This is a genomic window from Flavobacterium selenitireducens (assembly GCF_014748335.1).
In the GTDB taxonomy this organism is placed as follows: Bacteria; Bacteroidota; Bacteroidia; order Flavobacteriales; family Flavobacteriaceae; genus Flavobacterium; species Flavobacterium selenitireducens.
Genome location: NZ_JAAVIY010000003.1, coordinates 53118 through 76055 on the forward strand (window position 1 = coordinate 53118; position 22938 = coordinate 76055).

20 protein-coding genes are annotated in these 22938 nt (G+C 48.1%); 15 read left to right on the forward strand and 5 right to left on the reverse strand.

Annotated features, from left to right (window positions below; all coding sequences use genetic code 11):
- Positions 1-323 precede the first annotated feature (323 nt).
- From HC229_RS06145 to HC229_RS06215, 15 genes are all read left to right on the forward strand, one after another.
- Positions 324-1961, forward strand: a complete 1638-nt coding sequence (locus HC229_RS06145; protein WP_191019591.1) for an amino acid permease — start codon at positions 324-326, stop codon at positions 1959-1961.
- 325 nt (positions 1962-2286) lie between these two features.
- Complete coding sequence (locus HC229_RS06150) at positions 2287-3444, forward strand: homogentisate 1,2-dioxygenase (protein ID WP_191019592.1); 1158 nt, start codon at positions 2287-2289, stop codon at positions 3442-3444.
- 73 nt (positions 3445-3517) lie between these two features.
- Entirely contained in the window at positions 3518-3898 is a 381-nt protein-coding gene (locus HC229_RS06155) for a four helix bundle protein (protein ID WP_191019593.1), read from the forward strand.
- A gap of 29 nt (positions 3899-3927) precedes the next feature.
- A complete protein-coding gene (hppD, locus tag HC229_RS06160; RefSeq protein WP_191019594.1) occupies positions 3928-5085 on the forward strand; it encodes a 4-hydroxyphenylpyruvate dioxygenase in 1158 nt (385 codons plus the stop codon).
- Positions 5086-5447: 362 nt separating this feature from the next.
- Positions 5448-6224 carry a DUF3108 domain-containing protein gene (locus HC229_RS06165; protein WP_191019595.1) on the forward strand — a complete coding sequence of 259 codons (777 nt, stop codon included), beginning with the start codon at positions 5448-5450 and terminating at the stop codon, positions 6222-6224.
- Positions 6224-7168: a tryptophan 2,3-dioxygenase family protein gene (locus HC229_RS06170; protein ID WP_191019596.1), complete on the forward strand. Its 945-nt coding sequence runs from the start codon at positions 6224-6226 to the stop codon at positions 7166-7168. The genes HC229_RS06165 and HC229_RS06170 overlap by 1 nt, the downstream gene beginning before the upstream one ends.
- Before the next feature lie 10 nt (positions 7169-7178).
- A complete protein-coding gene (locus HC229_RS06175) occupies positions 7179-8429 on the forward strand; it encodes a M23 family metallopeptidase (protein WP_191019597.1) in 1251 nt (416 codons plus the stop codon).
- 72 nt (positions 8430-8501) lie between these two features.
- Entirely contained in the window at positions 8502-10145 is a 1644-nt protein-coding gene (gene pgi / locus HC229_RS06180; RefSeq protein WP_191019598.1) for a glucose-6-phosphate isomerase, read from the forward strand.
- 93 nt (positions 10146-10238) lie between these two features.
- A complete protein-coding gene (locus HC229_RS06185; protein WP_191019599.1) occupies positions 10239-10661 on the forward strand; it encodes a hypothetical protein in 423 nt (140 codons plus the stop codon).
- Between the two features lie 83 nt (positions 10662-10744).
- Positions 10745-11215: a septal ring lytic transglycosylase RlpA family protein gene (locus HC229_RS06190; protein WP_191019600.1), complete on the forward strand. Its 471-nt coding sequence runs from the start codon at positions 10745-10747 to the stop codon at positions 11213-11215.
- 8 nt (positions 11216-11223) lie between these two features.
- A complete protein-coding gene (locus tag HC229_RS06195; protein ID WP_191019601.1) occupies positions 11224-11610 on the forward strand; it encodes a septal ring lytic transglycosylase RlpA family protein in 387 nt (128 codons plus the stop codon).
- Between the two features lie 277 nt (positions 11611-11887).
- Positions 11888-12376, forward strand: a complete 489-nt coding sequence (locus HC229_RS06200; RefSeq protein ID WP_191019602.1) for a GbsR/MarR family transcriptional regulator — start codon at positions 11888-11890, stop codon at positions 12374-12376.
- A 12-nt stretch (positions 12377-12388) separates the two neighbouring features.
- The gene (locus HC229_RS06205; RefSeq protein WP_191019603.1) at positions 12389-13531 is read left to right on the forward strand and encodes an efflux RND transporter periplasmic adaptor subunit; all 1143 of its coding nucleotides are present in this window, start codon (positions 12389-12391) and stop codon (positions 13529-13531) included.
- Positions 13532-13540: 9 nt separating this feature from the next.
- The gene (locus HC229_RS06210; RefSeq protein ID WP_191019604.1) at positions 13541-16723 is read left to right on the forward strand and encodes an efflux RND transporter permease subunit; all 3183 of its coding nucleotides are present in this window, start codon (positions 13541-13543) and stop codon (positions 16721-16723) included.
- On the forward strand, positions 16720-18120 hold the full coding sequence (locus HC229_RS06215) for an efflux transporter outer membrane subunit (protein WP_191019605.1): 1401 nt from the start codon (positions 16720-16722) through the stop codon (positions 18118-18120). Before HC229_RS06210 ends, HC229_RS06215 begins: the two co-directional genes overlap by 4 nt.
- Positions 18121-18171: 51 nt before the next feature.
- Here HC229_RS06215 and HC229_RS06220 read toward each other — a convergent pair whose 3' ends face one another.
- From HC229_RS06220 to HC229_RS06240, 5 genes are read right to left on the reverse strand one after another with little or no spacing between them, the layout of a single operon-like run.
- Complete coding sequence (locus tag HC229_RS06220; protein WP_191019606.1) at positions 18172-20070, reverse strand: HEAT repeat domain-containing protein; 1899 nt, start codon at positions 20068-20070, stop codon at positions 18172-18174.
- Positions 20071-20979 (reverse strand): alpha/beta hydrolase, encoded by a 909-nt coding sequence (locus tag HC229_RS06225; RefSeq protein WP_191019607.1) that lies wholly within the window; start codon positions 20977-20979, stop codon positions 20071-20073. It lies immediately after the preceding gene.
- A 1-nt stretch (position 20980) separates the two neighbouring features.
- A complete protein-coding gene (locus HC229_RS06230; RefSeq protein WP_191019608.1) occupies positions 20981-21439 on the reverse strand; it encodes a gliding motility lipoprotein GldH family protein in 459 nt (152 codons plus the stop codon).
- A gap of 1 nt (position 21440) precedes the next feature.
- The gene (locus tag HC229_RS06235; protein ID WP_191019609.1) at positions 21441-22412 is read right to left on the reverse strand and encodes a YpdA family putative bacillithiol disulfide reductase; all 972 of its coding nucleotides are present in this window, start codon (positions 22410-22412) and stop codon (positions 21441-21443) included.
- Positions 22400-22873, reverse strand: a complete 474-nt coding sequence (locus tag HC229_RS06240; protein ID WP_191019610.1) for a CYTH domain-containing protein — start codon at positions 22871-22873, stop codon at positions 22400-22402. The genes HC229_RS06235 and HC229_RS06240 overlap by 13 nt, the downstream gene beginning before the upstream one ends.
- Positions 22874-22938 lie beyond the last annotated feature (65 nt).

A 22938-nucleotide genomic window follows, 5' to 3' on the forward strand; every position in this document is an offset into this window, starting at 1 on the left:
TGTCTGTGTTAGTGGGCGTTGGAAAAAAAGCCGCCACCACCCACCCATAAATTTCGCCGTTTTCCCCATTCCCCAAATACAGAAAAACTGTACAAAATCTTAAATTTCCCAATCCAACCGCAACTCCCGGAACATCCAAAGCGCCGTTTCGAACTTTCGGCAACCTTCAACTTTCTAAACACGCGAAAAAATCATTACGCACACTTCGGAATCTGTATCCGCAATTCATTTTGCAAAATATGCCGTACTTCTGCCAGTTTTTTTCAAAAAGCGATATATTTGGGCTTCAAACAAACCAATCATTTAAATTATAACCGTTTTATATGTCTATTTGGAAAAGAAAGCCTTTGAATCAGTTGCTCGACGAAGCGACCGAATCTGAAAAAGGACTAAAGAAGACCCTGTCCGCCTCCGGCCTTGTGGCACTTGGTGTGGGAGCGATCATCGGCGCCGGATTGTTCTCGATCACAGGTTTGGCAGCCGCTACGAATGCGGGCCCTGCTATCACGATTTCATTCCTTGTAGCCGCGTTCGGGTGTATTTTCGCCGGTCTCTGTTATGCGGAATTTTCATCGATGATACCTGTTGCGGGAAGCGCTTACACGTATTCGTTTGCGACGATGGGAGAATTCATCGCCTGGATCATCGGTTGGGATTTGGTCCTTGAGTACGCCGTTGGTGCGGCTACGGTTTCCATAAGTTGGTCGCGCTATCTCGGGAAATTCCTGGGCGGCTATGGAATACATATACCCGATAATTACATGCTTTCCCCTTTTGAAGGCGGGATCATCAACGTTCCGGCGGTTTTAATCGTCATCGTGATGTCGCTCGTGCTGATGCGCGGAACCAAGGAATCAGCTTTCGTAAACGGAATCATCGTCTTGCTCAAAGTAAGCGTCGTCCTGATTTTCATCGCCGTGGGCTGGCAATACATCCGACCTGAGAATTATACGCCGTACATTCCCGACAACACGGGTGAATTCGGGCATTTTGGATTCTCCGGAATCATACGCGCGGCAGCTATCGTTTTCTTCGCCTATATCGGATTCGACGCCGTCTCGACAGCCGCCCAGGAAGCCAAGAACCCGAAACGCGACATGCCGATCGGAATCCTGTTGTCGCTTGGAATCTGTACCTTATTGTATATCCTTTTCGCTCACGTTATGACAGGCGTGGTCAATTATTCTGCTTTCGCCGGAAAAGACGGGATCGCCCCTGTTGCCGTTGCGGTAGAAAATATGGGCCACGCCGATGCTGCGGGCATGATAACGCCGGCGTATCCGTGGTTGAACAATGCAATCCTGCTTGCGATTTTGGGCGGATACGCATCGGTTATCCTCGTGATGTTGATGGGACAAAGCCGCGTGTTCTTCTCTATGAGTAAAGATGGGTTGATGCCGAAAGTGTTCTCTGAAGTGCATCCGAAATACAGGACGCCAGCCAAAAACAACACGCTTTTCATGGTTTTGGTAAGTGTTTTCGCTGCATTTGTGCCGGCGCGCGTCGTTGGCGAAATGACGAGTATCGGAACGTTGTTTGCCTTTATTTTGGTCTGCATCGGTGTTATGATCATGCGTAAAAAAATGCCGGAAGCACCGCGGGCATTCCGCACACCGCTTGTGCCTTTGGTCCCGATTTTGGGAATCGCCGTCTGTCTGTTCATGATGGTTTTCCTTCCGCTCGACACCTGGATCCGTTTGATCGTCTGGATGATGATCGGATTCGATTTGTACCTTTTCTACGGAATGCGAAACAGTATCCTCAACGGAGGGCAGTTTCCGCTGAGCAACTATAAAACGGTTGCCGGTGCCGGTTTGGGAATGGTACTGGGATTGATTGTCGTGGCGGTCATCCATCACTCCGATCCTGAAGTCGACGACACGTCGCTCTACTATTTCTCGTTGGTCTTCGCGGCATTGCACGCCATGATTTACGCGTATAGTTACAAAAAGGCGAGATAACGAATGAAATGGCGAATGCCGAATTCCAAATATCGTTGACGTTCGGAAGCGGGAATTGGCCGAGATACGACAGTTTTTAGAGTCTGAAAGTTACAGCTCCGGTCATATGGCCGGAGTTTTGTTTTTATAAATTATCCGTAAAAAATCACCTCAAAATTTTAATTTTTCCGATATTTGACGCTATGACACCTTGGAAAGATCTACTGTCGCACCTAAAGTTCATGATCAAGCGCAACCCGGAATGAGGCATGCGTTTTCTACTGGCCGCATCGGCCACTGATGCGTTCCGGAACAGTATGAGTGGCAGTAATCTAATCTTTCTATTATGCCCATTTATCACAAACTCGGCGATTTTCCACAGAAACGGCATACGCAGTTCGAGAAGCCTGATGGCGGTCTTTATTACGAGCAATTATTCGGGACGGAAGGCTTTCACGGCCACGCTTCGTTGCTCTACCACGTCCATCGTCCGACGCAGGTCAAGGAGATTCGAAACTCCTATTCCGTAGAACCTAAAATCGCGATCGACAAGAACATAAAATCGCTGTTGTTCAAAGGTTTTGAACTTAAAGCGGAAGACGATTTCCTCGACAGTCGCAAAGCCATGCTTGTCAATTCCGATTGCATTATCGGATTGGCCGCGCCGCGAAAGTCGCTTCGGGAGTATTTTTACAAAAATGCGGATTCGGACGAGATGCTTTTTATCCACAAAGGAAGCGGGAAACTGCGCACCATGATGGGTAACATCAACTTCGAGTACGGCGACTACCTGATCATTCCGCGCGGCATGATTTACCAGATCGATTTCGATACCGAAGACAACCGCCTGTTCTATGTAGAATCACACGCGCCGTTTTACACACCGAAGCGCTACAAGAACGCATCGGGTCAACTGTTGGAGCATTCGCCTTTTTGCGAGCGCGACTTCAAAATGCCGAACGAGTTGGAGACGCATGACGAAAAAGGAGATTTCATGATCAAGATCAAAAAGGAAGGCATGTTGCACGAAATGGTTTATGCGACGCATCCTTTTGACGTTGTCGGCTGGGACGGATACAATTTCCCTTACGGATTCTCGATCCATAACTTCGAGCCGATTACCGGTCGCGTGCATCAACCGCCTCCTGTTCACCAAACGTTTGAAACGTCGACTTTTGTAGTGTGTTCGTTCTGCCCTCGTTTGTACGACTACCACCCGAAATCGATTCCGGCTCCGTATAACCACTCGAACATCGACAGCGATGAGGTTTTGTATTACGTAGACGGTGATTTCATGAGCCGCAACAACATCGAACAAGGCCATATCACGTTGCATCCGAAAGGCATCCCTCACGGGCCCGCGCCGGGAGCGATGGAGCGTTCGATCGGGAAAACCGTCACAGAGGAACTGGCTGTAATGGTGGACACGTTCAAGCCGTTGAAAGTCACTGAAACCGCGATGGGATTGGATGATGGGAAGTATTATAGGTCTTGGGTGGAATAATAATTAGATGATGAGATAATTCGGTCAATTAGATAATTGGCTAAATTGTCGTAATCAATTAATTATACGCCACATGACCTTTAATGAGAAATACAAAAACAACGCTCTTTTACTTCACACATTTGAGTTTTCTCTTCGGATTATATCCTATTCTGAAAAACTGACAAGTCAAAAGAAGTATGTTCTTTCCAATCAACTATTGCGCAGCGCAACCTCTATCGGCGCAAATTGTAAAGAGGCTCAGAATGCGGAAAGCAAGGCAGACTTCATCCACAAGTTAAAGATAGCAATGAAGGAAGCTGACGAAACGGAATACTGGTTATTCTTATGTGATGCACATCCAAATTATCCGGATTGCAAAAATTATTTAAACGATCTATCAGGAATCATAAAGTTATTGAATAAGATAATTTCCACTTCAAAACGCAAGGTTGCGACTAAGGCAATTATCTAATCATCTCATTATCTAATCATCTAATTGACATGAAAGAAGTTAAATCCGTGGAATACGGACTCGAAAAAATATTTGAAGGCGCGCAGGACTTTTTGCCGCTATTAGGGACAGACTATGTGGAATTGTACGTCGGAAACGCCAAGCAAGCCGCACATTTCTACAAGACCGCGTTTGGATTCCAGTCGTTGGCTTACGCCGGATTGGAGACCGGGCTGAAAGATCGCTCGTCTTATGTGTTGGTCCAGGATAAAATCCGATTGGTACTGACGACACCTTTGAATCAGGATTCGCCTCTGAATGACCACATCAAAAAACACGGAGACGGTGTTAAAGTCGCCGCTCTTTGGGTAGAAGACGCCAGAAGCGCGTTCGAGGAAACCGTAAAGCGCGGAGCCAAGCCGTTTATGGAACCGACAGTCGAAAAAGATGAGTTCGGTGAAGTGGTCCGCTCGGGAATTTATACTTACGGAGAAACCGTCCACATGTTCGTGGAGCGCAAAAACTACAACGGGACATTCCTTCCTGGTTATCAAAAATGGGAGTCGGATTACAACCCGAGCCCGACGGGACTGAAATATATCGACCACATGGTAGGCAATGTCGGCTGGGGCGAAATGAACACTTGGGTAAAGTGGTACGAGGAAGTCATGGGATTCGTGAATTTCCTTTCATTCGACGACAAACAGATCAACACGGAATATTCGGCTTTGATGTCCAAAGTGATGTCAAACGGCAACGGACGCATCAAATTTCCGATCAACGAACCTGCCGAAGGGAAGAAACGTTCGCAAATTGAGGAGTACCTGGACTTCTACGGCGGGCCTGGCATACAACACATGGCCATCGCAACCGACGATATCATCACTACCGTAACGCAACTGCGCGAGCGCGGCGTGGAATTTTTGTCTGCTCCGCCGAGTGAATATTATGCAGATGTTCCGAATCGTCTCGGCGATCACATGAAAATGATGAAAGAAGATCTCAATGTCATCCAGAAACTCGCCATCCTCGTCGACGCAGATGAAGAGGGCTATCTCCTCCAGATCTTTACCAAACCGCTTCAGGATCGTCCGACATTGTTTTTCGAAATCATCCAAAGAATGGGTGCGAAAGGTTTTGGCGCAGGGAATTTTAAAGCGTTGTTTGAATCGATCGAAAGAGAACAAGCCAAGCGCGGAACACTTTAACAGCTAGAATATTAGATGGAATGCCTACCTCTCGGTGGGCATTTTTCATTCTAGCTTATATTGGAAATAGCAAATTATTCAAAAAGCCGAAGTATTCGCAAAAAGAGCCATTACGCAAACGTTTTCATTGTAAAATTTGTGTTAAAAACGATCTTTCGATTGTAAATATTCAAAACGAGCGTATCTTTGCAGTGCATTTCAGGGGGTGGTTTCCCGGAGGTGCAAAAGTTTTTCATAATTATAGTTTTTTGGTTGGTTAATAGCATTAGGCCCGTTCGGATTCCCGGACGGGTTTTTTGTTTTATCATTTTTTTTGGAATGGAATTTGTCCGGCCGCGCGAAAAAAAAGCTATTTTTAAAGTATGAAAAAGGTAATAGTATTCTTATTATTCATTCTAACGGCAGGTTTTTCTACGCAAAGGGAAGATGCTTTCGGACTTGGTGAGTACTTCAAATTCAGGATTCACTACGGAATTGTGAATGCAGGTTATGCCACGCTTGAGCTCAAGGATGCTACGCGTGGCGGAAAAAAAGTCCATCATGCGATCGGAAAAGGCTGGACGGTCGGGATGTCGCGCTTTTTCTTCAAGGTAGATGACACTTACGAAAGTTATTTCGACAAAACAAGCTGCATTCCGATACAGCACGTCCGGAAAATCGACGAAGGCGGATATATGCGCAACCAGGAAGCGTTTTTTAACCAGGGAGCAAATCGCGTCCTGGTCAAAGACTACAAACGCAACAAGGAAAAAACATACGTCATCCCAGACAACACGCTTGATGTCGTATCTATGTTCTATTATTTGAGGAATCATCCGAGCATCGATAAGATGACCGTGGGCCAAGCCATTACGGTCGACATATTTTTTGACGACGAGGTGATCAAGTTTAAGTTAAAATACATTGGTCAGGAAGATATATCGACTAAATTTGGGGTCATCCCAACAATGATCTTCCGGCCGCTTGTGCAGTCGGGCCGCGTTTTCAAAGAGGAAGAGAGCCTCACGGTCTGGATATCAGACGATGACAACAAAATACCGGTCCGCATCAAAGCCAGTTTAGCCGTCGGTTCCATCAAAGCTGATCTCGAAAGCTTCAAGGGACTCAAACATTCATTTAAAGTAAAAGCTAAACCCTGATGTCCAAGCACAATATATCAGATGAAATTCTTGAAAATTTAGAGGAAAAATTCCGTTCGATAGACCAAAAAACCGAAACGCATCTCGAAGGTTTGTTATGGTCAAAACCGATAACATACTGGGACTACATCCAGACCGACGCACTTCTCAATCTCCAAACGCAACGCACTACGTTACCCGATGAAATGGTTTTTATCATGTACCATCAGGTAAACGAGCTTTTGTTCAAAATGATTTTATGGGAGATCGAGCAGGTTTGCCATTCGGACAAGCTTTCCACCAAATTCTTTACCGAACGACTGATGCGTATTTCACGCTATTTCGATCTGCTCACGAATTCATTTACAATAATGGGCGACGGCATGGAGGTGGAACAATATATGAAATTCCGCAATACGCTTACGCCGGCCAGCGGATTCCAGAGTGCGCAGTATCGCCTGATCGAATTTGCGTCTACTGACCTGATCAATCTCATCGACTACCGCTTCCGCGCTACGATCGACCGCGACACGCCTTATTCCCACGCTTTCGAACATTTGTATTGGCAAGCGGCCGGAAAAGATTATCACACCGGAAAAAAATCGTATCTGATCAACGAATTCGAGAAGAAATACAAAGACCATTTCCTTCGATTCATGGAGGAATATAACACGATCAATCTCTGGCGCAAATTTTCGGAACTTCCTGAAGAAGATCGCCTCGACCCTGATTTGCGAGCTGCCATGCGCCACTACGATCACACCGTAAATGTAAAATGGGTGATGGGACATTTAAATGCCGCGCGAAAATACATCGACAGCGGACATGGCGACGGTGAAGCCACCGGAGGCAGCGACTGGAAAAAGTACATGCACCCGAAATACCAACGTCGTATTTTCTTCCCCGAACTGTGGAGCGAGGAGGAACTCAGGAATTGGGGAGAGGAAAAAAGTGTAACTGCGTAAACGACGAGATTTGAAAAGATTATCCGTACTGATTTTACCGGTATTCCTATTGCTTTTTGCATGTGACAAGTCCGAGAAGGCGCCTCAAAAGAAACCCGTCGTGGCCAAGAAGATCGAAGTCGTGGAATTCGGTTTCAAGCTCAGCGATTTTGACGTACTCAACGATACGGTGGTTTCAGGCGATACCTTCGGAAGCATCCTTGAAGAACAAAATTTCACGCCAAGCGAAATCCACAAAATCAATGAACAAATTCGCGATACGTTCGATGTGCGCAAAATACGCGTCGGAAAACCGTATTCGATGTTGCGCTCGAAAGATGCCGCCAAAAAGCTCCAGGTTTTGGTGTATCAACCCGATCGGCTGAGTTATTTCGTGGTCGATTTGCGCGATTCCATTGCAAAGGCTTACAAAAAAGTGCGTCCGATAAAAATCAAACGACGCACGATTGCCGCAGCCCTCGACGGTTCGCTTACCGAAGAGCTCGAACGCCAAAAAGTCGACCCTGCGCTCGCCAACCAAATTTCAACCGTTTACGCCTGGAGTATCGACTTTTTCAAGCTGCAAAAGGGCGACAAATTTGCGATTACCTTCACGGAGCGCTTTATCAACGATACGATTTACGATGGAGTTGAAGATATGGAAGCAGCGTTTTTCGAATACAAAGGCAAACTCATCTACGCTTTTCCTTTTATCCAGGATACGACGCGCGGACGGGTTGCCTACTATGACGAAGAAGGAAAAGTGCTTAAGAATTTCTTCCTCAAGGCCCCGCTTAAATTCAGCCGGATTTCTTCGCGTTTTTCGCGCAACAGATTCCATCCCGTCCAGCAAGTCTGGAAAGCGCATAAGGGAACTGATTACGCCGCGCCTACGGGAACTCCGATCATGACCACGGCCTCCGGAGTCGTTGAGCAAACCGGCTATACCACCGGAAACGGAAACTACGTCAAAGTCAAACACAACGGGACCTATTCCACGCAATATCTGCATATGTCAAAAGTCCTGGTCAGGCGCGGTCAACGGGTTACGCAGGGCGATGTCATCGGGCGCGTCGGAAGTACTGGCCTTGCAACCGGGCCTCATGTTTGCTACCGTTTCTGGAAAGGAGGCGTACAGGTAGATCCGCTGCGATTACGGCTTCCGAACGCGGAACCTATGGACAAAAAATACAAACCGCGTTTCCTCTCTGAGATGACACCGCTTAAACGCGAACTCGATAGCGTGGCTGCGAGAAAATTCCCTGATTTTCCTAAAGGTTGATCCAAATCTAAAGTCAGATCGGTTTTTGTTAATTTCGATTGTGTTATTTTTGCGCAATCAAAAAAACTGATTATGCCACTACCTAAAATAAATCCGGCAACGACAGCCGCATGGCAGGAGCTGCAACAGCATCACGCCCACCTTTGCCATATCCCGATGAGGAAATTTTTCGAAGAGGATGCGCAGCGTGCGGAAAACATGCATATTTCCTGGAACGATTTCCTGGTCGATTATTCGAAAAACATCATTACCGGCGAGACGTTGGAGTTGCTTCTGAAATTGGCCGATGAAGTACAATTGAAACAGGCGGTTTCGAAATATTTTGCAGGAGATGCGATCAACGCCACAGAAAAGCGAGCCGTGTTGCATACCGCTTTGCGCGCGCCTGAATCGTCTGTCATCTTGGTCGATGGCGAAAATGTAATGCCAGAGGTTTATTCCGTCAAGAACAAAATAAAAGCTTTTACGCAAGAGGTGATTTCCGGGAGCCGCAACGGCTTTACGGGCAAGGCGTTTACCGATGTGGTCAATATCGGTATCGGCGGTTCGGATTTAGGCCCGGCAATGGTCGTCGAGGCGCTGAAATTCTATAAAAATCAACTCAATGTCCACTTTGTTTCCAACGTAGACGGCGACCATGTGAACGAAGTCATCAAGAACCTTGATCCGGAAACGACGTTGTTCGTCATAGTTTCCAAAACGTTCACAACCCAGGAAACCCTGAGCAATGCCGAGACGATCCGCAAGTGGTTTTTGCAATCGGGCAAACAGGAGAACGTCGCCAAGCATTTCGTGGCGGTTTCTACCAATGTCAAGCGCGTCACGGAATTCGGTATAGACGCCGACAACATTTTCCCGATGTGGGATTGGGTCGGCGGGCGTTTTTCGCTTTGGAGCGCCGTCGGATTGTCCATCGCGTTGGCTGTCGGATTCGAGAATTTCGACGACATGCTCAAAGGCGCAAACGAGATGGACGAACATTTCAAGACAGCGGAATTTTCGCAAAACATCCCCGTGGTGCTCGCACTGTTGAGCGTTTGGTACAATAATTTTTTCGGAGCCGAAACCGAGGCGCTTATCCCGTATTCTCAATACCTGAACCGACTCGCGCCTTATCTGCAGCAAGGAACGATGGAAAGCAACGGGAAGTCTGTCGACCGCAACGGAAACAGTGTCGATTACCAAACGGGAACGATCATTTGGGGCGAGCCGGGCACGAATTCCCAACACGCTTTTTTCCAATTGATTCACCAGGGAACCAAATTGATTCCCACCGATTTTATCGGGTTCGTAAGACCGCTTCACGGCGACTGGGATCACCACGACAAATTGATGTCGAATTTTTTCGCCCAAACCGAAGCGCTCCTCAACGGAAAAACCGCGGCTCAGGTTCAAGCGGAGTTCGACAAAATGGGCATTTCGGATGAAGAAGGCAAACAACTCAAACCGTTTAAGATTTTCGAAGGCAACAAACCGACCAATTCCATTTTGATCGACAAGCTGTCGCCCAAGACGCTCGGATCGCTTATCGCACTTTACGAACACAAGATTTTTGTGCAGGGCGTAATCTGGAACATTTACAGCTTCGACCAATGGGGCGTTGAGCTCGGAAAACAGTTGGCCAACTCGATCCTCGACGAAATTCAGTCTGGCAATGTGGGGAACCACGACAGTTCTACGAGCTTTTTGCTCAAGCAGTTCCTGTCCAAAAAGTAATTTCAAAAGATTCCATATAACGAAGCCTCGCCTCCCCGCGGGGCTTTTTGGCTTAAATTTCCTATATTTGATTTTCCAAACAACCAGACTCCGATGGAAAAAATCATTCAACAAGCGCATTCCGGCTGGGCATACCTTGTCCTTTTAGTGCTAATTATTGCCGTGGTCAACGGTCTTTCGGGAATGTTTTCGAACCGAGAGTTCAAAGCATCCGACAAACGATTGGGACTATTTGCCCTGATTGCCACTCATGTGCAATTGGTGATCGGACTCATCACGTATTTCACTTCTCCGTTAGGGCTGTCATCGTTCGGTCAAATGAGCAACAGCGCATTGCGCCTGACTTCTCTTGAACATCCGTTAGTGAACTTGATCGCGGTGATTCTGATTACAGTCGGATGGTCGAAACACAAGAAAAAGGAGCTCAGTAAAGACAAATTCAGGTGTTTTGGCATTTTTTATACGCTTGGATTGGTTTTGATACTGAGTCGAATCCCTTGGAATTTGTGGTTTTAAACAACCGATAGCGCTCAAAAGGCGCTTTTTTCGTCTAAAGGAACGGTATTTGTAAGGCCGTCTCCCGCGATAAAATTTCAGATATGAAGAACAAAAAAATACTTTTGATCGCCTTGGGCTTCCTTGCGATCGTAATAAGCGGCTTCGGATTTCAGTCCGGGCAAGCGCCTCAACAAGGCAAAACGCCGCAGGACACCATCGCAAAAAACGCTTCGGTTGCCGACAGCCTCAAATTGGTTTCCAACCTCAAACTAAAACTTCTAAAAAAGAATGCTCACGCTTCCTACTACCACGACAAATTCAACGGAAGACGCACGGCGAGCGGGAAAAAATTCAGCAATAACGGCCTGACTGCGGCACATCGCAAATTGCCGTTTGGAACCAAAGTCAAGGTAACCAACGAAAGAAACGGGAAGTCGATCATCGTGGAAGTCACAGACCGCGGGCCGTTCACGCGAGGACGCGATATCGACCTTACCAAACGCGCCTTTATGGATATCGCCGGTTCCGGATGGGGAGGCGCCCTTAAAGTCACCATCGAAATAATTGAATAGCATAATTTATGAAGCGGATTCTTGCCCTGATCGCCTTCCTCACACTTTCCATTGCCGTTGTTTCCTGCTCCTCTTCTAAAGGAGGAGGAAGCGGCTCGACCTATAAACGAAACGTCGAAGCGTCCTATTACCACGATAAGTTCAACGGGCGCCGCACAGCCAGTGGAGAAAAGTTCCGCAACAGCGACCTCACGGCTGCTCACAGGAAATTAGCGTTCGGCACACGGCTGCGCGTGACGAATGTTGCCAACGGCGAATCTGTGGTGGTAAAAGTCAATGACAGAGGTCCGCATAAGCGAGGACGCGAACTCGATCTTTCCAAGCGGGCGTTCATGTCGATTTCCGATAACAAAAACCACGGCGTGATTCGGGTCAACATCGAGGTTTTGAACTGATACGGCGTTTTATCGAATGTCATTTCGTGAAAAGTTGTGACAAAATCGCGCGTCAAAACAAATTGTCACAAGATCTGTGACAAAAGAATTTCTTGCGAAAAATTGACACGAACTTGCGCTTCCTGATTTAGCGTGGACTAGACATCGCTTCGATTCCCTTCGCTCTGTTTTCCTTTCTTACTTTCAGAAAACGATTTCGCAATCTTAACACAAATTTAAGTTCGGTTGGTTCGGTCAGAAGCGAACCGAATGTACCTTTGTGTCCAATTTTATAAAAATGGATTTACAACGGGAAAAGGAAGAACTGATTGAAATGTTCGGCGTTCACTTTGAAACGTTGTATCACTTGCCTCCGTTGGCTTCGCGAATACTCGGTATGCTGATCGTAGACAGCCAGAATCCCGGATTTACGTTCGAAAACCTCGTCGAACTGACAAACGCCAGCAAAAGTTCCGTTTCTACAGCGATTAACCTCTTGCTAAAACTGGGTAAGGTCAATTACATCACCTTGGCGGGCGATCGCAAGAAATATTACCGACCCGCCCCGTTCAGCGAACGCCTCGACAACTACAAGCGCCTTCTCGAATTTGAGAAAAAACTCATCGAACGCATGTTGCAATATTGCGAGAAGACGCGTTGCCAGGACGAATGGAATGATATCGAAAACATAAAAGCGTACCAAAGCCACGTATTAAAAGTGGAGGAATTGCTTCACAAAACCGTGGACCGCTTTAAGCAAATCGAACAGAACAACAAGAAAAAATAACCTCACACACATATGAAAACCACTTCGCTATTTAGTTTTATCATAGCTTCGATTTTTGTCGCTTCTTGCGGAAAGAAAGAGGAGCAAGCCCAGCAGCCACAAGGCCCTATGCCGTTTCCGGTTGAAAAGGTCACGCGTCAGGACGCTGTGGTCTTCCAGGAATATACGGCAAACCTTGAAGGCCGGCAAAACGTGGAAATCCGTCCGAAAGTCAACGGATTCATCCAGAAGATTTATGTAGATGAGGGCCAACAAGTGAGAAAAGGCCAGTTGCTGTTCAAACTGGAAACCAACACATTGAATCAGGACGCCGCCGCAGCCAAAGCCGCCGTGAATGCCGCCCAGGTCGAAGTGGATCGCTTAAAGCCACTCGTGGAGCGAAACATTATCAGCCCGGTACAATTGGAGACGGCGAAGGCGAAACTTGCTCAGGCAAAAAGCGCATACGGGAGCGTGGCCGCCAGCATCGGATACGGAACGATCGTTTCACCCGTTGACGGTTTCGTCGGAAGCTTGCCGTTCAAAGAGGGCGCTTTGGTTAGCATGACGAGCGAGCAGCCGCTTACGACGGTTTCCGATACGCGCGTGATGCGTGCCTATTTCTCGTTGAATGAAAAGCAAATGATCGATTTTGCCAAGACGTTCAAAGGAGAATCGCTTGCTGCCAAGATCAAAAACATTCCGCCAGTTTCGCTTTTGCTAGCCGATAACTCGGAATACGAGGTAAAAGGAAAAATCGAAACCATAAACGGCCAAGCCGATCCTGAAACCGGAACAACGCAATTTCGTGCGGAATTCAACAACCCTGAAGCCATTTTGAGAAGCGGCGGAACAGGAATCGTCCGCATTCCGATAGAAAATAAAAACGCCATACTGGTTCCGCAAAACGCGGTCATCGACATGCAGGGCAAGCAAATCGTCTACGTGGTAGGACAAGACAACAAGGTAAAGTCGCGCATCATCACGACCAGCGGGACGTCCGGACTTAACTTCATCGTGTCCGACGGATTGAACGAAGGCGAAACCATCGTAGTGGAAGGCGCGTCGAAAATGAAAGACGACATGCCGATCACGCCTCAGCCAAGAGGAACTCAAAAACCTGCGACAGCCCAGGCTTCCGCCAAATCCGACTCTGCCAAAGCAACCGTTAAATAATCCGATTCCATGCTAAAGACATTTATACAACGGCCCGTTCTCTCGACCGTTATTTCGATAATCATTACCATTCTCGGCGTTCTCGGATTGCTGTCGCTCCCAATCGAGCAATATCCCGAGATCGCACCTCCAACGGTTCAGGTCTCGGCCACTTATACGGGTGCGAATGCTGAAACCGTCCTGAATTCCGTTGTCATTCCGCTTGAGGAAGAAATCAACGGTGTGGAAGGCATGACGTACATGACCTCGTCTGCAGCGAACGACGGTTCGGCTAAAATCACCGTTTTTTTCGAGCTCGGAATCAACCCGGACATTGCCGCGGTAAACGTGCAAAACCGTGTATCGCGTGCTACGAGCAAATTGCCTCAGGCCGTCGTGCAAACCGGCGTAACGACGTTCAAAAGCCAGACGAGCGCGTTGATGTTCCTTGCACTTTTTTCCAAGAATCCTGAATTTGACGGCACCTACGTACAGAATTACGCCAAGATCAATCTCGTGCCCCAGTTGCAACGCGTCAAAGGCGTCGGACAAGTCAACGTTTTTGGAAGCAAGGATTATTCGATGCGTATCTGGATCGATCCCGAGAAAATGGCGGCTTACAAGATTTCGCCAAAAGACGTCCAGGCAGCGTTGAACGAGCAAAACGTCGAGGCGGCTCCCGGGAAATTCGGTGAAAATGCTCAAGGCGTTTACGAATACGTGATCAAATACAAAGGCCGGCTTTCCAAAACCGAAGAATATGAAAATATCGTGATCAAATCGACGGGCAACGGGAATTTCGTTCGCCTCAAAGATGTGGCCACGATCGAACTCGGCGCATTCAATTACGGGGCGAAGAACTACGGCATGGGGAAAAATGGTGTCGCGATCGGCGTTTTTCAAACCTCGGGATCGAACGCCAACGACATCATCGAAGAGGTGGAAACGATCATGACCGAAGCCAAGTCGAACTTCCCTGACGGAATCGACTACGTGATCCCATTCAACACCAAAACGTTCCTCGATGCTTCGATCGAAAAAGTAATCTCGACCTTGATCGAAGCCTTTATCCTGGTGTTTATCGTGGTGTTTATTTTCCTACAGGATTTCAGGTCCACGCTTATCCCGGCCATCGCGGTTCCCGTTGCGATCGTCGGTACGTTTTTCTTCCTCAACATTTTCGGATTTTCGATCAACTTGTTGACGTTGTTCGCATTGGTGTTGGCGATCGGAATTGTCGTCGATGATGCCATTGTCGTCGTCGAGGCCGTCCACGCCAAGATGGATGAAGGGGAGAAGGATGCCAAAAAAGCGACGATTTCCGCGATGAGCGAAATTACGGGCGCGATCATTTCCATTACGCTTGTCATGGCTGCGGTGTTCATTCCGGTGTCGTTCCTGAAAGGGCCGTCGGGTGTTTTTTACACGCAGTTCGCGATCACGCTTGCCGTTGCGATCTTAATCTCTGCCGTGAACGCCCTGACGCTTTCGCCTGCACTTTGTGCGTTGTTCCTCAAATCGCATGACGGACACGAAGGAGAACACAAGAAAAAGAATTTCAAACAGCGTTTTTTTACCGCGTTCAACACCGGTTTTGACCGCATGAACGATCGTTACGTGAGATCACTCGGTTTCCTGTTCCGCAAAAAATGGATCACTGTTTTGGGTCTTGCCGTATTTATCGGGATTATAGTGCTTCTATTCCAGACGACGCCTTCAGGATTCATCCCTAACGAGGACCGCGGTATCATTATGGCCGACGTGACCTTGCCACCGGGAACGACGCTGGAGCAAACAGAGAAAACGATGGCCAAGCTCGATTCGGTTTTGACGTCGATGCCTATCGTCGACGCGCGCATGAGCGTTGTCGGGTTCTCGCTTTTGAACGGCGTAAACGGAGGTTCTTACGGATTTACCGTCATCAAGCTAAAAGACTGGAAAGAGCGAAAAGAAGACAATCAAAGCGTCGATGCCGTCGTGGGCGAGCTCTTCGGACGAACGGCGGGTTTCAACGATGCCAAAATGCTGTTCTTTACACCGCCGAGCGTTCAAGGTTTCGGAACGGCCGACGGTTTCGAACTGAAACTCCAGGACAAAGGTGACGACGACTGGCAGAAGGTAAGCCAGGTTACCGGGGAATTTCTCGGCGCGTTGAACCAACGTCCTGAAATCGCGTACGCCATGACGAACTTCAATCCTAACTTCCCGCAATATCGCATGGACATCAACGTCGAAAAAGCGAAAGACGCAGGCGTTTCGATATCGGATATCTTCAACACGATGCAAGGCTATTACGGCGGTTTGTATACTACCGATTTCAACCGTTTCGGGAAGCAGTTCCGCGTAATGATCCAAGCCAAGCCCGAGGAAAGAGCCGATGAAAATTCCATCAATCGCATTTACGTCAAGAACGCCTCGGGTGAGCAAATTGCGATCAGCCAGTTTATTTCCCTTACCAGGATTTACGGCCCGGAAGCCGTTGCACGCTTTAACATGCTAAAGGCGGTCAACATCAACGGAAAAGCCAAGCCTGGATTCAGTTCCGGGGATGCGATCAAAGCCGTGCAGGAAGTAGCTGCGCAACACTTGCCGAAATCCTACGGTTATGAATTCTCAGGAATGACGCGTGAGGAAATCATCGCCGGAAACCAGGCCGCAGGTGTATTCCTTCTCAGCTTGATCTTCGTTTATTTCCTGTTGAGTGCGCAGTATGAAAGTTACCTGATCCCGCTTGCCGTTATCCTCTCGCTTCCGGTTGGTATCGCGGGCGCCATCGGATTTGTCAAACTCGCCGGACTGGAAAATAACATCTATTTCCAGGTTGCGCTTATCATGCTCATCGGATTGTTGGCTAAAAATGCCATCCTCATCGTCGAATTTGCGATGCAGAGGCGAAAACAGGGCATGGAAATCTGGAAAGCGGCCATTGACGGAGCGAAGGCGCGTTTGCGTCCGATCCTGATGACGTCGTTCGCGTTCATATTCGGGCTCTTGCCATTGGCGTTGGCCAGCGGTGTAGGAGCCGTCGGAAACCGCTCGATCGGTATGGGAGCCGTTGGCGGAATGCTCATCGGAACCATATTCGGCGTGTTCGCGATCCCGGTATTGTACGTGATTTTCGAAACGCTCCAAGAGAAAATTTCGGGTCAGCCTCACGGTGCCGATTTTGACGAAGACGCCCAAAACCCTCAACCAAAAACCGCAGCAGAATGAAATCGACCATCATCAGAATAATCACAATAACCGGGATTTCCGTTGTCATGCAAGGGTGTTTCGTCGCCAAGGATTACAAACGGCCCGATGTCAGGACCGAGGATTTATACCGCACGGAAGTCGTCGCAAAGGACAGCACGACCATTGCCAACTTGACGTGGAACCAGCTTTTTACCGATCCGATCCTGCAAGGACACATCAACAAAGGCATCCAGAACAATCTCGACATGCGTATCGCGCTGCAAACGATCGCCGCATCCGAAGCAAACTTAAAACAAGGCAAGGCTGGCTATTTTCCTACATTTAGCCTCGGTGCCGATTGGACGCATCAAATGCTCTCGAAAAATTCCCAATTGGGCGCGTTTTTGCCAGATCGTCAGGTTGACCAATATCAATTTACGGGCAATCTTTCCTGGGAAGCCGACATTTGGGGCAAGATCAGGAGTACGAAACGCGCGGCCGGAGCACAATATCTGCAATCTATTGCGGCACGTCAAGCGATACAGACACGTTTGGTTTCCGATATCGCCTCGATGTATTTCCAGCTGATGGCTTTGGATGCGCAACTTCGCGTCGTAGATTCCACACTTGGAAACCGCAACAAAAGCGTCGACGTGATCCGATCGCTCAAAGATGCAGGAGAAACCAACGAAGTCGGCGTAAAGCAGACCGAAGCGCAATTGTATCAAACCCAAATCATCGCCGAGGACCTCAAAAACAGCATTGTGCTTCTCGAGAACAGCATCAGTATTTTGCTTGGGGAATCGCCTCGCAAGATCGAACGCGCGCGCTTTGAAGATCAGAAAGTCGAAGCCGACATCAAACTTGGCGTTCCGGCCCAATTGCTCAGCAAACGACCGGATGTGATTGCCGCGGAGTACGAGTTGGTCAACAATTTTGAGCTCGTGAATGTGGCAAGAAGCAATTTTTATCCAACCTTTCGCGTTACAGCTTCTGGAGGTTTTCAAAGTATCGATCTAAAGGATTGGTTCAGTGCGAATGCGATTTTTGCGAATGTGGTGACGGGTTTGACCCAGCCGATATTCAACCAGCGCAGGATTCGTACGCAACACGAGATAGCGAAAGCCAATCAGGAGACGGCTTTTTTGCAGTTTCAGCAGACGTTGCTGACTGCCGGGCGCGAAGTTTCCGATGCGTTGCAGGAATACCAGAACGAGTCGACGAAACTCGACATTCGCTTCAAGCAGCTCGAATCGTTGCGCAACGCGGCGAACTACTCGGACGAATTGTTGCAATACGGAATGGTAAATTACCTCGAGGTCTTGACAGCAAAAGACCAGGCGTTGAACACAGAGCTCAACTACATCGACAACCAATACCAAAAATACAATGCCGTCATTACGCTTTACAGGGCGCTCGGCGGCGGATGGCAATAAGATAATTTTAATTTGTTTGAGCCATCGGTCCTTCTCGGGCCGGTGGCTTTTTTATTGTAGCGAGGATCGGATCGACGCGATGGCGTTGCTGATGTTTTCGATTTGGTATTCCCTTTTAAAAATGCCGTGATCGAGCAGCGCTTGCAGGAAGGCGACGTCCTTTGGGTTTGGTACCGCTTCGGCATAGCCCAGGAAGGCGTCGAGCGGTGTTTTTAGCGCATCGAAACGCTGCTGGATTTCCTGGTAATAGATTCCGGAATCCAATCGGATGAACACGTTTTCTGTTTCAAGACCAAATGCCTGGGCAATGTTGTGACGGACGGTCTTGGGATTTTCTTCGGAAGGGATTACGATCTCGACCATAACCGTCTGAGGCTCCTTCGCGACAAAGGCAATGATGTGCGAGAGTTTGTAGTGTTCCGACATCGGATTCTTGGCAAACGCATCGGCAAACGTCGCTTCGGCCAATTTCTTTTTCTCGAACAGCGACGGATCTTCGTCAAACCCTGTTCCGATTCCCATCCAATCGTAAAGCGATTCGTAAATCAACCTTCTTGCCTCGCGGGACTTTGCATCGGCCAGGACGTCGATATAGGCATTGGTCCAGTCCAGTTGCCGGTCGCTCTCCAGCGTATCGGCGTAGGTGTGGAACCGCTCGTAATCGAATAAGATAAAATTCGTGGTTTCCTTATCCTTGAACTGTGCGAGGTTTTTCAGTGTGTACGTGCTGTTCTTTTGGCTGTTCCGATTGCTGTTGGCGATAAAATACTTGAGGCTCGGCAAACAATCCCTGAGTTGGTTTTCGGCGATCTCAGACGAGATCGAATAGGCCAGTTTCTCATTTTTCTGTAACAGTATGGCATTGAAATGCGCGATGTAGTCGGTCGTGCCTATCTTTTTCAGGGCCTCCATGATCAGTCGGAATTCGTCGCTTGTCGACGCGCTCAGCAACGCGAGCAGATGTGGAACTGCGGGCTCGTATTTGAGTTGGCTGAACGCGCGTATGATTTCCATTTTGGGCCCATCAATTACATTTTGTACCGGGTCCATAAGATTCGATGGCCCGCGACGGCCCGCATCGGCGATTTTGAGATGATCGAGGAACAGCGGCGCAATGATGTCGATCGACTCATTTTTCAACTGTCGGACAGCTTCGCTCTGCACGAGGCTGTCGTCGTCGTTGAGTAATTTTATGAGCACGTTGCGCGACTGTTGCGTACGGACATTTCCCAAAATTTGTGCAAGCGCATATTTGGTTTGCGACGGGGCGTAGTCGGCAAACTCGTCGTAAACCTCTTCGTAATCGTCGTGATCCAAGAAAAACAATTGCATCAGGTGTTGGCTTAGTTGATCCGGTTTTGCGTCGGCAATCAAACGATTCTTTAACTCGGCGATTACTTTGGGTGCTTTTTTTCGGTCAAAATACGCCTGAAGGAATTGCTCAAACTGTTTGAGGCTGTAAAAGCGCTGGTTTTGGTGAAACGTCGTTTGCGTCAAATCGTATTGAACCGTTTTGCCCTTGACCTTGAGATCGCCCGAAGTTGGCGATTGCATCCAGAATGCGCGTTGGTTTTTATAAGCCTCGAAAAGTACATTCGATGATGGGTTTTCCACAAGATTTTCCTCATACGACCGAGTGCGGTTTTCATCAATCGGGATGGCGTGCAGAAAAACTACGAAACGCTGTCCTTTTTCAACCTTGTCGATCGGGCCGTAACGATTGCTGAAACCCGAAATCCAGATCAGGTCGTTCTCCTTCAGCTTGCCTTTGTATATCTTGACGATCTTTGCCTCGGCTTGAAATTCCCCTGATGTCGTGTATTCGATAAGGGCTATCAGTTCGGATTTGTCGAGCATGGCGCGCCACGTCGGGTCGATCCACGAATCTGCCTTGGCTTCGACCGAAAATACAAGCAATAAGCAGGCGATAAGTAGCTGAAGTTGTTTCATTTAGTCGCAAAATCCGTATGAAGAGGAAAGTTCGTTCTTTTTCCCCGTCTTTACAATGGAATGCGACTGGATTTTTTGCCCGGCCATGACCTTGCGGATAAAATCGACTATCGTTTGCTGCTCTTTCTCGAAAAGCCAGCCGCTGTATTCGTGACCGCCTCCGCAATAGGTGTGCAATTCCGCGCTCGCATTTTTGGCAATAGCATGGTCGTAAATCGAATGTGACCCGAACAGCATAAGCCAACCGGAAGCGTCGGTTTTGCAATAATGGTGAGCCGCGGTTCCATAAGGCACGGTGCGATCTCCGTTCCCGTGAAAAAGGAACATCGGAATGCTGTTTTTTTCCGTAATCAGGTTGAGATCCATGATGGCGCCGGCTCCGGAAACCAGACCCGCATACTTGAAATCGGGCGGGAGGTCGTGCTCGTACATTTTCATGACGACGCGATCCCAATAAGCGGCGTGCAAAACAGCTTCTCCACCGGCGCTTGATCCGGAAATGAAAATATGGTTTGAATCGATGTTGAACTTTTCCTTGTTTTTCAGGAAATATGAGGTCGCGAGCCACAAATCGTTGACACCGAAACGGATCGCTTTTATTTTTTCGGATAACACGCCGTCGCAGCTGAAATTTTTGCCTTTCATATAAAGCGTGTAGGTAATCGTCGCCGCCGCGAACCCTCGTTCCGAGAGGAATTTGCAGAAAGCGGCGTTGTTTTGTCGCTCGCCTCCTGAAAATCCGCCTCCGTGGACGAAAATCATCAGCGGTAATTTTTCAAACGTTTTTTTATTCGGCAGATACAAATCAAGATCGAGCTGAAGCGTGTCGTTCCTGAAATACGTGAGCGTCTGCATTTTCTGTGCACTCAACACACTCGAAAACAAAAGGAGCAGGAGTATTTTTTTCATATCAGTCCATCAGTTTTTCAACCCGTAAACCCAGTGCCAATACGTTCGGCAAGTATTCCCCATTGAAGTCATGCATTAGCCGCACTTTATGTTTTCCTTTGTCGAGAGGCCTCGCAAGCTCGATTTTTTGCGTCATATCGCAATAGTCGCCAACGCAGTCGCCGAGTTCGCCTGAAGCATCTTTGACTATCAAGTCGAATTTCAGGCTCGACAATTGTCCGTCAGGATAGGTAACTTCTGCAATCAACGGCACTTTCTCAAACTGGTAACCGTAAACGTGACTAAAGAAAACCTGCATCTCGTAAGGCGTGGCAGCTTGGTCGATTTCAAATTCATAGGTTTTGATGTCGGATTTTTGCCAACGGTTCGCGGCAAATGCGGTGTCGGTTTTTGAAAATACGGCCTCGCTCGTGCACGAGGTGGCTAAAATGGCGAGTAATGCTAAGGCAAGTCGTTTCATATCAGGATTTTTTTAGGATGTCTTGAACGATAAGGTCGGCGTGGATACGCGAATTTTCTATGAACCATTTATGGGTTTCCATGCCGCCGCAAACCACTCCGGCCAAATAGAGTCCGGGAATGTTGGTTTCCATGGTTTCGGGATCGTGGGTCGGCGCACGCGATACATCCGCCGATAGCGTTACTCCAGCGTCGTCCAGAAATTTGAAATCGGGTTGATAGCCTGTCAGTGCGAGCACGAAATCTGTTTGTATTGTCGTTGTTCCGTCGGCGTTTTCGATGTCCACCTCTCCTTCTCTAATTTCGGTCACGCACGAATTGAAATAGGCTTTTATGCTGCCTTCCGAAATTCGGTTTTCCATATCGGGCTTGACCCAATATTTCACGCGGTCGTTAATTTCGCCTTTGCGGATGACCATCGTGACATCGGCGCCTTTTCGCCAACATTCGAGAGCGGCGTCAACCGACGAATTATTTGCGCCCACGACCACGACCTTTCGAAACGCAAACTCGTGCGCTTCCCGGAAATAATGGCTTACGTGCGGCAGACTTTCCCCGGGAATGCCCATGTAGAGCGGAATGTCGTAAAAGCCAGTGGCGATCACGACGTTTTTGGCCGTGTAGTTTGCCTTTTCGGATTTAACGTCAAAGCCCATTTCGGACTTTGAAATCGATGCTACTTTTTCGAACAACCTAATGTCCAATTTAAAATAGCGCTGAATGTTGCGATAATAGTCCAATGCTTCCTGACGACCCGGTTTCGGAGCGAGGCAATTGAACGGAATCCCGCCGATTTCGAGGCGTTCGGCCGTCGAAAAAAACGTCATGTATAGCGGATAATTGAACAAACTGTTTACAAGCGCTCCTTTTTCGAGAACAATCGCGTTGAGGCCGGCTTTTTGGGCGGAGATCGCACAGGCCATTCCGATCGGGCCTCCGCCGACGATCAATAAATCGTGCGTCACCTCGGCCATTTTGAGAACGGGTTTTTGCTCAGGTATGAATTGTAATACCGCGCATCATTTGTGACTTCGGGGCCGAGCCAGCTTGGTTTTTCGTACGATTCGTTCTCGTCCGAGAGTTCCAGTTCTGCTAAAACAAGCCCTTGGTTGTCACCAAAAAATTCGTCGACTTCAAAGATATGGTTGCCGAACGCAACTTCATAGCGGATCTTGTCTATCGTTCCCGCTTCGCAAAGTTTCAACAGCGGTTTGGCTTCGATCAGCGGAATTTCGGTTTCCCATTCAAAACGCGTCGTACCCGAGTCATTGCCCTTTCCCTTCACGGTAATAAACCCACTTTCTCCTTTGATGCGCACTCGGACGGTTCGCTCGGGATTGGAATTGAGATAACCTTGCGCAATGTGGAACTTGTGTTGTGCTTCCGCCTTGAAGGCATCCGATAAGACGAGGAATTTCCTTTCGATTTCGATCATTGGGAAGTTGTGGATTTTAGCAGCAAGTTAAGTAAATTCCGCGGTTTTATTGGTATTTTTACTCA

Coding starts and splice junctions, on each gene's coding strand:
- HC229_RS06165 (WP_191019595.1), top strand. CDS start 5,448: ATGAAAAAGGTAATAGTATTCTTATTATTCATTCTAACGGCAGGTTTT.
- HC229_RS06205 (WP_191019603.1), top strand. CDS start 12,389: ATGAAAACCACTTCGCTATTTAGTTTTATCATAGCTTCGATTTTTGTC.
- HC229_RS06240 (WP_191019610.1), bottom strand. CDS start 22,873: ATGATCGAAATCGAAAGGAAATTCCTCGTCTTATCGGATGCCTTCAAG.
- HC229_RS06185 (WP_191019599.1), top strand. CDS start 10,239: ATGGAAAAAATCATTCAACAAGCGCATTCCGGCTGGGCATACCTTGTC.
- HC229_RS06170 (WP_191019596.1), top strand. CDS start 6,224: ATGTCCAAGCACAATATATCAGATGAAATTCTTGAAAATTTAGAGGAA.
- HC229_RS06195 (WP_191019601.1), top strand. CDS start 11,224: ATGAAGCGGATTCTTGCCCTGATCGCCTTCCTCACACTTTCCATTGCC.
- pgi (WP_191019598.1), top strand. CDS start 8,502: ATGCCACTACCTAAAATAAATCCGGCAACGACAGCCGCATGGCAGGAG.
- HC229_RS06200 (WP_191019602.1), top strand. CDS start 11,888: ATGGATTTACAACGGGAAAAGGAAGAACTGATTGAAATGTTCGGCGTT.
- HC229_RS06235 (WP_191019609.1), bottom strand. CDS start 22,412: ATGGCCGAGGTGACGCACGATTTATTGATCGTCGGCGGAGGCCCGATC.
- HC229_RS06230 (WP_191019608.1), bottom strand. CDS start 21,439: ATGAAACGACTTGCCTTAGCATTACTCGCCATTTTAGCCACCTCGTGC.
- HC229_RS06220 (WP_191019606.1), bottom strand. CDS start 20,070: ATGAAACAACTTCAGCTACTTATCGCCTGCTTATTGCTTGTATTTTCG.
- HC229_RS06215 (WP_191019605.1), top strand. CDS start 16,720: ATGAAATCGACCATCATCAGAATAATCACAATAACCGGGATTTCCGTT.
- HC229_RS06150 (WP_191019592.1), top strand. CDS start 2,287: ATGCCCATTTATCACAAACTCGGCGATTTTCCACAGAAACGGCATACG.
- hppD (WP_191019594.1), top strand. CDS start 3,928: ATGAAAGAAGTTAAATCCGTGGAATACGGACTCGAAAAAATATTTGAA.
- HC229_RS06190 (WP_191019600.1), top strand. CDS start 10,745: ATGAAGAACAAAAAAATACTTTTGATCGCCTTGGGCTTCCTTGCGATC.
- HC229_RS06155 (WP_191019593.1), top strand. CDS start 3,518: ATGACCTTTAATGAGAAATACAAAAACAACGCTCTTTTACTTCACACA.
- HC229_RS06210 (WP_191019604.1), top strand. CDS start 13,541: ATGCTAAAGACATTTATACAACGGCCCGTTCTCTCGACCGTTATTTCG.
- HC229_RS06225 (WP_191019607.1), bottom strand. CDS start 20,979: ATGAAAAAAATACTCCTGCTCCTTTTGTTTTCGAGTGTGTTGAGTGCA.
- HC229_RS06145 (WP_191019591.1), top strand. CDS start 324: ATGTCTATTTGGAAAAGAAAGCCTTTGAATCAGTTGCTCGACGAAGCG.